Source organism: Arthrobacter sp. efr-133-R2A-63, assembly GCF_030209795.1.
Taxonomy (GTDB): domain Bacteria; phylum Actinomycetota; class Actinomycetes; order Actinomycetales; family Micrococcaceae; genus Arthrobacter; species Arthrobacter bambusae_A.
Genome location: NZ_JARVRG010000028.1, coordinates 1 through 9,938 on the forward strand (window position 1 = coordinate 1; position 9,938 = coordinate 9,938).

Below are 9,938 nucleotides of genomic sequence, written 5' to 3' on the forward strand. Positions count from 1 at the left end.
GCCCTCAGCGCCTAAGCGAAGGATCAACCGTTACACCACTCCACGGGACTTGACCAACCCCTCTCCACCACCGGTTCGCCTATGCTCAACACCAGGCAATCGATGGCGATCCACCAAGGAGCAGGGCATGAGCAATTGGCGCATCAGGGACTTCCACTCGTCTGACATGGACGGCATCCTGCACCTGTGGGAGTCGCTCAAAGCGGACAACGTGGACCCTGTCTATGCACTCTCCGAGGTCCTCGCGTCGTGCGAGAAGGACCACGCCGTGGTGGCAGTGCAGGGAGAGCAGGTGGTGGGTGCCGCCGTCGGACGTGCGGCCCATGACCAGGGCTGGATCGTTTTCCTGGCCACGCTGCCCGAGTTCCGCGGCCGCGGGATCGGCACCTCGCTGCTGGCCGCCGTCGAGAACCGGATGACCCCGCACGGGCTCAACAAGCTCTCGGCACTCATGCCCGAGTCCGAAACCCGTGTCGAGGCGTTCCTGGGCCGCGGCTTCCTACTCAAGCAAAACCTGCACTATTTTGAACGGACCATCCCGGTCCAGCGCCAGGAACTCGAACCGTTGAGCCAACTCGGCGGCCGCATCCTGGCCCGGGACCTCTGGGAAAACGTCGCCGGCATGCGCCGCGAAAAGGAACTCCTTGAACGCCGCCTGGTCCTGCCCCTGGCCGAAGCCGACCTCGCCGATCAATACGGTGTGGTGCCGCCGCGCGCCGTCGTGCTCTTCGGCCCGCCCGGGACCGGCAAGACCACGTTCGCCAAGGCCATAGCGTCCCGGCTCGAGTGGCCCTTCGTGGAGGTCTTCCCCTCCCGTCTGGCCTCCGATCCCAAGGGACTGGCCGGGGCGCTGCGCGAGACGTTCCTGGAAATCGCCGAACTGGAGCACGCGGTCGTCTTCATCGACGAGGTCGAGGAGATCGCGTCCCAGCGCTCCGGCGAGCCGCCGTCCCCGCTGCAGGGCGTCACCAACGAGCTCCTCAAGATCATCCCGGCCTTCCGCGAACAGCCCGGCCGCCTGCTGGTGTGCGCGACGAACTTCATCCGCGCCCTGGACACTGCCTTCCTGCGCCACGGCCGCTTCGACTACGTCATCCCCATCGGCCTGCCCGACGTCCACGCCCGCGAGGCCATGTGGCAGCGCTTCATCCCCGCCAGCGTGGTGGACTCCGTGGACGTGGCGCTGCTGGTGTCACGGACGGAGGGTTTCTCCCCCGCGGACATTGAGTACGCGGCACGCAGCGCCTCCCAGCGCGCGTTGGAAAAGGCCGTCTACACAGCCGGCGCTCCCGGCGCGTCACCTACCGAAGGCGCCGCACCGGCGTCGAACGCCCGCAAGGGGCCGGTCACCCAGGACTACCTCGACGCCATCGCCGACACCCGCACCACCGTCAGCGACGAAGTCCACCAAGACTTCCTCGAGGACATCGACGCACTGGGCCGGGTTTAGAGCAAGGCGGGGTCACTTACGGCCCATGTCGGGGCCCCGGATGGGCGCTAAGTGACCCCGCGTTGGAAGAAGGAGGAACCGTGAACCTGTTTCTGACCATCCTGAGCGGCGTCGCCTGGACGACGGTCTACATTTGCGCGATCCGGATCGGGTTCCGCGACAGGACGTACGCCATCCCGGCAGCGGCACTGGGTCTGAACTTCGCGTGGGAGGTCATCTACTCCGTGCATTCGCTCAGCACGAGACTCTCCGTGCAGGGCGTCATCAACATTGCCTGGGCATTGGCCGACATCGCGATTGTGTACACATTCTTCGCGTTTGGCCGGCGGGAGCTTCCCGGATTTGTCACACGGCCTCTGTTCATCGGATGGGCGGTTCTGCTGGGCCTGGCGTCGTTCGCCGTGCAGTGGCTTTTCATCGCCGAGTTCGATTGGGATCCGGCCTCCCGGTACGCGGCTTTCCTGCAGAACCTCCTGATGTCCGGGCTTTTCATCGCCATGTTCGCGGCCCGGCGCGGCGTGCGGGGCCAATCCATGGTGATCGCAGTGGCGAAATGGATCGGGACCCTGGCGCCCACCATCACCTTCGGGGTGCTTGAGAATTCACTGTTCATCCTGGGCGTTGGCGGCCTGTGCAGCATTTTCGACCTGACCTACATCGGGCTGCTGTTGTGGGCCAAAAGGAACCCGGGAGCCCTCACCAGGACCCGGGACCCAGGGGGCCTCCCGGCGGTACCCTGAACCATGTCCATGTATCCATTGCGCCATGCATTGTCGCGCATGGGCGGGCGCGATCCCCTGGAGCTGAATCGCACCGCCACGCGCCGCACGTCGGGAAGCGGCGCTCGAAAAGCTGAGGGCACACCCGGCCGCTTAGAAAGAGACCGGCACGAACGTGCCGATTCCCGGCGGCGAACCCTTGATTCACCTCCCAGGTAGGCGGAAAATGGTGAAACCGGCACGAACGTGCCGGAGACGCACAACGCGCATGCCCGCAAAAGACCCTGAAGGATGGACATGTCCCCCAAGGAATTCACCGAGTCCCTGGGCACCACGGTCCGTGCCCGCCGCGGTTCCCTCAGCCTGAGCCAGTCCGACCTCGCGGACCTCGCAGGAGTCTCGGAACGATTCATCCGCTTTGTGGAGCAGGGGAAGACCACCGTCCAATTGGAACCACTCCTCGCGGTCCTCGGCACGCTAGGCCTTGAGCTCACGGTGCAAGCCGCGGGCAAGCAATCCAAGCTGTCATGACCTTCCACCGCATCGCCGACGTCTACAAGCAGGGCGTCCTGGCCGCGCGCATCGAGCGGCATGAAGGCGGCACCAAGTTCAGCTACTTGCCGCGGTACCTCGACTCGGGCGGGCCGGCTGTCGCCACGACGCTCCCGCTGACGAAAGAAGCAGTGTTCACACCGAGCGGCGCGGTTCCGCCCTACTTCACGGGCCTCCTCCCGGAAGGCCGCCGCCTGAATTCCCTGCGCCGCGCGGTCAAGGCCAGCGCCGACGACGAGCTCGCGCTCCTCATGGGCGCGGGCGGCGATGCGGTGGGAGATGTCCAGACCGTCCCCCACGGTGAGCCGCCCACGGAGGGAGGCTCCGCCGTCGTCCTCGATTCGAAGCTGCCGCTCGACTTCGATGCGCTGCTGGGCGATTCGGGACTGATCGATCCCGTGGCTCTGGCGGGTGTGCAGGACAAGTTGTCGGCCGGGATGATCTCACTCCCGGTGGCGCAAGCGGGCAAGCGCTTCATCCTCAAACTCAATGCGCCGGAGTTCCCGTTTGTCGTGGAAAACGAGTTCCTCATGTTCCGTTATGCGCGCAAGCTGCGGATCCCGGTGAGCAGCGTGCAATTGGTGCACGACGTCGGTGGGCGGGCCGGGCTTCTCGTGGAGCGTTTCGATCGCCTCACCGGAGCCGACGGCGCCGCGGTACGTCTCGCCGTCGAGGACGGGGCCCAAGTGCTGGGACTCTATCCCGCGGACAAGTACAGCGTTCCGTTCGGCGAGGTTTGCGCGGCGTTGGCGGCCCACTGTTCCGCGCCCCTTCCGGCCTTGCGGAACCTGGCTATCCAGCTCGCGTTCGCCTGGCTCAGCGGCAACGGCGACCTCCACGCGAAGAACGTGTCGATGGTGCAGTCGCAGGCAGGGGTGCAGTCGCCGCAGGGCGAGTACACCATCGCGCCGGTTTACGACATCCCCTCCACAGTGGTCTACGGGGACAAGACCCTCGCGCTGGGAATCGGCGGCAAGAAGAGCGGAATCTCCCGGAAGCACTTCCTTGCCTGGGCCGGGAAGCTCGGGCTGACCGAGCGCGCGGCGGAGGGGGTTCTGGAACTCGCACTCAAGGCTTCGGGGCCGCTCATCGCAGAGCTCGATGCCGGCACCTTGCCATTCGGGCCGGTGCAGACGAGGGACTGGGTCAAGGAGCTCAAGCATCGGCGAAGGTTGATGAGCGGGTAGTTTTCCCTGCTTCGGGCTCCCAAACCGGAACCCTGCTATCGCTTATTGCTTACCCGTTAACAGGGACCCGATCCTGACATAAGGTGAGGGCACCACGCGGTATCTGCGCAGGTCGCAGAGCTGTGGGGCGCAGAATCAGCAGTTCCATTTGTACACAAAAGGGAGACTCTTATGTTGCTTTGGATAGCCATCATTATCGCGGTCCTCTGGCTTCTCGGCTTTATCGGCAACATCGGCGGCGGGTTCATTCACCTGCTCTTGGTTATTGCCGTGATCGTCCTGATCTTCCACTTCCTTCGTGGAAGATCATCCCGCGTATAAGCACGAACCGCCTTCCACCACGCGGGCGCCGGGACAGGGCACCCCTTGCCCCGGCACTACCCTGCCCTGCCCCGACTCGGCTCATCTTGCACGAGCGTTGGATCCTAGGTTCGCGCGCATGGCAACGCTAGGCTCGCTCTCAGAGGCGAGATGGGCTCGCCGCGACCCAAGGGATTGAACGTATGGCACAGCAGGCCGGAAAGCAATCGACACCCACCAAAGGCGCTCTTCCGCATCCGCGCTCCTATCTGAGACCCACACGATTGCTCTCTCAAAGCGAGCGGGAAAAGCTTCACCCATCGGTCCTGGCAGAGGCCGAGCGCCGGGCGGCAAGCATTCAGCTTCGAGTAGCGGATGCAATCACGGCCTTCGCCGGATCGATGAACTTCGTCTACCTGCATATATTGCTCTTCGCTGTGTGGATGCTCGTGTTCGAGCAGAGTCCGTGGCCGACGTTGACGCTGATCGTCTCGCTCGAAGCGATCTTCCTCTCGACCTTCGTCATGATCGGACAGAACCGCCAAGCGGCCTTCCAGCAGGTGAAGGCGGACCATGACTACAACGCCCAGGAGCACCTGCTCGAGGAGAACACCGACCTGACCCGTGCGATCCACGAGCTCACCGCCGAGATCCACCAGCGGGTCCTGGCGGAAGTCACGGCATCCATTACCCGGAAGGCTGCTGCCGCCACCAACCCGGGTCTGGATGACCCGGCCAAACCGTAGGCCGGCGGGACCTGCCGGGCCGAACTGCTAGTCCGCCAGCCGGTCCATCTCGGAGAGCAGATCCGGGTTGATGCGCTGCAGGACCAAGTGGATTTCGCCCCGTGGGACCGCCTTGTAGAGCACTTGCCGGGCGTCTGCGTAGCGCGTGGTGGGCGCCTTGTCCGGCCATTTCTCGGCGAGCGCCCGCACCCGCTCCGGCACGGAGTTGTGGGCGTTGCATGCGATCTTGACGAGGGTGGCGTCATGGTCCTGCGCGATGTGCAGCATGACGGCTTCGTCGTTGTCAGAGTCGTCCTGGAAACGGCGCGTTACGCGTTCGATGATGGCCACGGCACGCTCTGAAACACCCATGTCGAGCAACGCCTGCTTGGTAATGGGCGTGTCCTTGGCGATGTCGTGCAGGTAGCCTGCGATCCGGATGTCGTCATCGAAATCGGCGAGCGCATCCCCTACTGCGAGCACGTGCTCGCGATAGGGCCGCTTCAGCTTGTCCTTCTGGCGATTGTGCGCCACTTCGGCAAGGACCATGGCTGTTTCAACGGTGAATCTCGGTTCGGTCATGCTTCATCCTACTGAGCCAGTTCGGTGACCGCTTTCCGCACGGCGGCGCTCAGTTCGAGGTTGCGGCATCCGGCTCCCCCTGGCTCGGCCTGCTGCGGCACGTATCCGAAGGCGAGTTCGTACACAGGGTCGGCGAACCCCAAAGAGGCGCTGGCGCCGTCGTGCCCGAACGCCCGGTAGCTGCCGTACGGCGAGCGGGCATGCGATTTCATGAACACGGTGCCAAAGCAGCTGGTCTCGCCGAAAACGCGGTCGACGCCGAAGACCTGCTCGGCCGAGACGGCCTGGATGGTCCCCTCGCTGAGGAGGGGCGCGACGGCGGGTCGGTCGCCGTCGGCGGCCAGTCCCGTGAGTGCCGCAGCGTAAACGCGGGCCATGCCTTCGGCGCTGGCGACCCCGGCGGCGGAACTCAGGCCGGCTGCGCGGACCTCGCGGATGTTGGGCAGGTCGAGGATCTCCCCGACCGATGAGTTTACCGAAAGGCCAAGGTGGCTGGCGGGATCAATCCACGGCTGGGAGGGGTCTGTGGCCCAACGAAGGGTGGCGTAGCGGCGCTCCTCGGACTCCGGAAGTCCCAGGAAGAAATGGGCGCCGGTGACTGAGCGGATCCGCTGTTCGTAGATTTCCTGGAGGGTGGACCCTGTGATCCTGCGGCAGAGCTCCTCCATGAAGACACCGATGGTCAGGGCGTGGTACCCGAAGGCTGTCCCGGGCTTCCACAGCGGCCGCATTTGAGCGAGTTTGGCGGCGGCCAGCTCCGAGTTGTTGTATTCCGCGAGGGCGAGTCCGCCTTCGACTCCCAGAAGTCCGGCCTGGTGGGAGAGCAGCTGGGCCACGGTAATCGCGGCCTTTCCTTCGGCGCCGAATTCCGGCCAGTACTTGACCACCTCGGCGTCGAGGTCCAGGAAGCCGTCCTGGACCAGCAGCGCGATGACCAGCCCGGCTACTCCCTTCGAGCATGAGAAGACACCGGTGACGGAATCCGGTCGGCGGTGCGGGCCGCCGCTGATGTCCAACACCTTGACGCCGCGGTGGTAGGCCGCGAGCTGGGCTGAATATTCCGGGTCCTCGTTGAGGAAACGGCCAAAGAGTTCGGCTACCGGTTCGAATCCAGGGGCAATCGTCTGTGCATCCACCCGGACAGCCTAATCCCTTCTGCCCCCTAACCTCGCTACGTTCGGCCAGGGACCCGGCAGAGTGGGCCTAGCCGCGAGTGTCCATGGTCACCACGATCTTGCCCTTGGCGCGTCCCTGCTCCAGGGTGGCGAAAGCATCGGCGATCTTTTCGAGCGGATAGCTGCTGTCCACCACGGGTTGCAGTTTCCCCTCGGATACAAGGCGTGCCAAGAACTTCAGGTCCTCGCCGCTGGGGTGCATGAAAAGGTAGCGGTACCGGACGTTGGCCTCACGGGCACGCCTCCGGATTCCGAGGCTGACCGCCCAGAACAACACGGTCATCCAGGCCGGGGCCGCAAGGTCCTTCAATGCCGTCTGCGGTTCGGGCATCCCGGCGATGCTGACCACTTTCGCGCCCGGCTTGAGGATCTTGAGCGTCTGGCCCAGCGTCTCGCCACCCACGAGGTCCAGCGCAGCGTCGAAGCCACTGAGCACTTCGCCCAGGTTTTCCTTCGTGTAGTCGACGACGGCGTCCGCCCCGAGCCGCCGCACCAACGCTTCTCCGCGCGGGGACGCAGTGGTGGTCACCTCGGCACCAAAGTATTTGGCCAGCTGGATGGCAAGGGTTCCGACTCCGCCCGCGCCTCCGGAGATGAACAGCTTGGTCCCGGGCTTGACCTTGAGCTCGTCGCGCAAGGCCTGCAACGCGGTGAGGCCGGCCAAGGGAAGGCTCGCGGCCTCCGTGTAGCTGAGCGACCGGGGCATGAGCGCCACAAGATCCTCGTGGACTGCAGCGTGCTCGGCAAAGGCTCCCAGCAGGGTCTTGTCCACGCGCGCAAACACCCGGTCTCCTGTGGAAAAGCGGGTGACGCCGGGTCCCACAGCTTCCACGATCCCGGCCAGTTCGCTTCCGGCCACCAAAGGCAGCCTGGGCCTGGTGATCACCCGGACTGCACCTTCGCGCTGTTTGTAGTCCACGGGGTTGAGCCCGGCGGCAAACACCCTGACCAGGACCTCGCCCGGACCGGCAATCGGCCTGGGGACGTCCTGCAGCTCCATTGCGTCGGCACCGCCGTAGCGGGTCAGCACATAGGCGAGCACTTAGGCCCCTTTCCGGAGGGTCGATTGCTGAATGCCAGTCCATATCCATGGCCCGCGTGGCAATCGGGCCGGATCAAATCTACCCAAGGCCTCACCAAGGGGCCCTCCCGGCAAGCCGAGGGATTCCAGGATCACGTCCCGCACCTCCCCGGCAGGCAGCCCGACGGCGGCGAGCTCGCCGAGCGTCACCGCACCGTCGCGCTTGGCCAGCCGGGCGCCGTCGCGATTCAGTACCAGGGGGACGTGGGCATATTCCGGAACGGGTACGCCCAACAAGGAGGCCAAATAGGCCTGGCGGGGTGTGGAGGACAGGAGGTCGTCCCCGCGGACCACTTGGTCCACGCCTTGCTCCGCGTCATCCACCACCACGGCCAGATTGTAGGCAGTGACGCCGTCATTCCGCCGGAGCACAAAGTCGTCCACGACGCCTGTGTAGGATCCGTGCAGCTTGTCTTCCACCGTCCATTCATGCGTTTCGGAGCGGAGCCGGATGGCGGCCGGGCGGGAGGCCCGGCGGATCTCGAGCTCCGCCGTCGAAAGGTTCCTACACGTGCCAGGGTAGGCGCCTTGCGGCGCGTGCGGGGCGGACGGCGCATCCTGGATTTCGCGCCGCGTGCAGAAGCACTCATACGTTAGTCCGGCGTCAGCGAGCTGCTCGATCGCGTCGTTGTACAGCCCGGCCCGGTCCGTCTGGCGAACGACGGCGCCGTCCCATGTCACGCCGACAGCTTCAAGATCCCGGAGCTGGACTTCCTCGGCGCCGGCCCGCGCGCGGTCGAGGTCTTCGACGCGCAGCAGGAAGCTCCGGCCCGTGGAACGCGCGAAGAGCCACGCGAGCATGGCAGTGCGCAGATTGCCCACGTGGAGCTCGCCGGAGGGGCTCGGGGCGAAGCGGCCAGTGGAAGTCATGGCACAAGACTATGCGTCGCCGGGCATGCCTGCAGGATTCCGGCGAGGGTGCGGGAGACTGGGAGAATTGCGTACCGTTAGTTGCCAAAGGGAGGACACCCGTTGAGCTCACCTCGAATGAAGGCGACGGCTTCCTTTTGGAAGGCCGAAGAAGGCTGGGGTGAACTTATTCTTCCCGACGGGAAGAAATGCTTCGGACATTTCTCGGTCATCGAGCAATCAGGCGGATACAGGTCCCTCAATGCAGGCGATCTGGTGGAGGTCGAATGGACCGCCGCCTCCCAAGATGAATACGACTTTATCGCGGTGTTGATTCAGCCTCTTTGAGAGCACAACCCGGGCAGCACAAGAGCCCCTCAGCTACCGCAACGCGTTCGGTGGCTCAGGGGCTCTTATGGTGGTGCCAGCGCTGGGCCAGCGGGGTGCGGAAAGACGATGCGTGAACAAGAGTCAATCAGCGGCTGCGTCTTTGCGGGACGGTGTTTCGGGTGGCCGGGTGGTGTACCGGAGGATCCGTAGCCTGTGGGGTCCGGCGGTAGCCTTCCCCTTCGTTGCCACTATTTGAACAGGAACATTACAACTGGCGCAACGGACTCAATCACTACTGGTCAATCTGACCATTTTCTTGACAATAGATGGACAGGAGATGATCACTTTGCCGGAGTTGGTTCGGCGGGTGCGGGAGAATAGCTTCGGCTGGACATTCTGACCAACCGAACTCCCGGCAACCAGGCAGAAAGCGGCAGCGATGCAGGAACTGGATTCAACGGACAAGCGGATTCTTGCCGCGCTCGACGACGACCCCCGGGTGCCGATCATGGTCCTCGCCCAGCGCTTGGGCTTGGCGCGCGGGACCGTCCAGTCGCGCCTTGAGCGCATGTCGGCGTCGGGCGCTTTGCGTCCGAACAGCAGCCGGGTGCTGCCCTCGGCGCTGGGCCGCGGCGTTGCGGCGGCGGTGAGTGCAGAGTTGGATCAGAGCCGGCTGAACGAGGCGATCGCTGCCCTCCGCGACATCCCGGAAGTGCTTGAATGCCATGCGCCAGCAGGGGACACCGACCTCATCATCCGCGTGGTCGCCACGAGCCCCGACGATCTATACCGGGTCTCCGAAGAGATCAGGCTGTGCCCCGGAATCGTGCGCACGTCCACCAGCATGTTCCTGCGCGAGGTGATTCCATACCGCACGACGGGACTGCTGGGTGCGTGAGCTCATATTTGGAAGGAGTGGTTTCTTCGGGGTTTCGCTGCGGGTCGGTGTGGGGTGGCGGGATGAACCAGGGGATGCCGTTGCGGACCT

Annotated in this window: 12 protein-coding genes; 8 read left to right on the plus strand and 4 right to left on the minus strand. The window is 64.8% G+C overall.

Annotated features, from left to right (window positions below):
• Window positions 1–127 precede the first annotated feature (127 nt).
• From QRN45_RS15765 to QRN45_RS15790, 6 genes are all read left to right on the plus strand, one after another.
• Window positions 128–1,450, plus strand: coding sequence for an ATP-binding protein (locus QRN45_RS15765; RefSeq protein WP_078107294.1), 1,323 nt, complete (start codon window positions 128–130; stop codon window positions 1,448–1,450).
• 80 nt (window positions 1,451–1,530) lie between these two features.
• Complete coding sequence (locus QRN45_RS15770; protein WP_264637078.1) at window positions 1,531–2,190, plus strand: transmembrane-type terpene cyclase; 660 nt, start codon at window positions 1,531–1,533, stop codon at window positions 2,188–2,190.
• 276 nt (window positions 2,191–2,466) lie between these two features.
• Window positions 2,467–2,700, plus strand: a complete 234-nt coding sequence (locus QRN45_RS15775) for a helix-turn-helix transcriptional regulator (RefSeq protein ID WP_241710317.1) — start codon at window positions 2,467–2,469, stop codon at window positions 2,698–2,700.
• A complete protein-coding gene (locus QRN45_RS15780) occupies window positions 2,697–3,908 on the plus strand; it encodes a type II toxin-antitoxin system HipA family toxin (RefSeq protein WP_241710316.1) in 1,212 nt (403 codons plus the stop codon). The genes QRN45_RS15775 and QRN45_RS15780 overlap by 4 nt, the downstream gene beginning before the upstream one ends.
• Before the next feature lie 171 nt (window positions 3,909–4,079).
• Window positions 4,080–4,229: a lmo0937 family membrane protein gene (locus QRN45_RS15785; protein ID WP_139359636.1), complete on the plus strand. Its 150-nt coding sequence runs from the start codon at window positions 4,080–4,082 to the stop codon at window positions 4,227–4,229.
• Between the two features lie 182 nt (window positions 4,230–4,411).
• The gene (locus QRN45_RS15790) at window positions 4,412–4,954 is read left to right on the plus strand and encodes a DUF1003 domain-containing protein (RefSeq protein ID WP_264637079.1); all 543 of its coding nucleotides are present in this window, start codon (window positions 4,412–4,414) and stop codon (window positions 4,952–4,954) included.
• A 27-nt stretch (window positions 4,955–4,981) separates the two neighbouring features.
• On the opposite strand, the gene QRN45_RS15795 is transcribed toward QRN45_RS15790, so the two are convergent.
• From QRN45_RS15795 to gluQRS, 4 genes are all read right to left on the minus strand, one after another.
• Window positions 4,982–5,515 carry a phosphohydrolase gene (locus QRN45_RS15795; protein ID WP_241710314.1) on the minus strand — a complete coding sequence of 178 codons (534 nt, stop codon included), beginning with the start codon at window positions 5,513–5,515 and terminating at the stop codon, window positions 4,982–4,984.
• A gap of 8 nt (window positions 5,516–5,523) precedes the next feature.
• Entirely contained in the window at window positions 5,524–6,651 is a 1,128-nt protein-coding gene (locus QRN45_RS15800; protein WP_241710313.1) for a serine hydrolase domain-containing protein, read from the minus strand.
• A 67-nt stretch (window positions 6,652–6,718) separates the two neighbouring features.
• The gene (locus QRN45_RS15805) at window positions 6,719–7,732 is read right to left on the minus strand and encodes an NADP-dependent oxidoreductase (protein WP_264637080.1); all 1,014 of its coding nucleotides are present in this window, start codon (window positions 7,730–7,732) and stop codon (window positions 6,719–6,721) included.
• Entirely contained in the window at window positions 7,733–8,641 is a 909-nt protein-coding gene (gluQRS, locus tag QRN45_RS15810) for a tRNA glutamyl-Q(34) synthetase GluQRS (protein ID WP_284763928.1), read from the minus strand.
• 117 nt (window positions 8,642–8,758) lie between these two features.
• Between gluQRS and QRN45_RS15815 the strand changes: the two genes are divergently transcribed.
• Both QRN45_RS15815 and QRN45_RS15820 read left to right on the plus strand, forming a co-directional pair.
• On the plus strand, window positions 8,759–8,968 hold the full coding sequence (locus QRN45_RS15815) for a hypothetical protein (protein WP_264637082.1): 210 nt from the start codon (window positions 8,759–8,761) through the stop codon (window positions 8,966–8,968).
• A 421-nt stretch (window positions 8,969–9,389) separates the two neighbouring features.
• Window positions 9,390–9,848, plus strand: a complete 459-nt coding sequence (locus tag QRN45_RS15820) for an Lrp/AsnC family transcriptional regulator (RefSeq protein ID WP_078107285.1) — start codon at window positions 9,390–9,392, stop codon at window positions 9,846–9,848.
• Window positions 9,849–9,938: the final 90 nt, after the last annotated feature.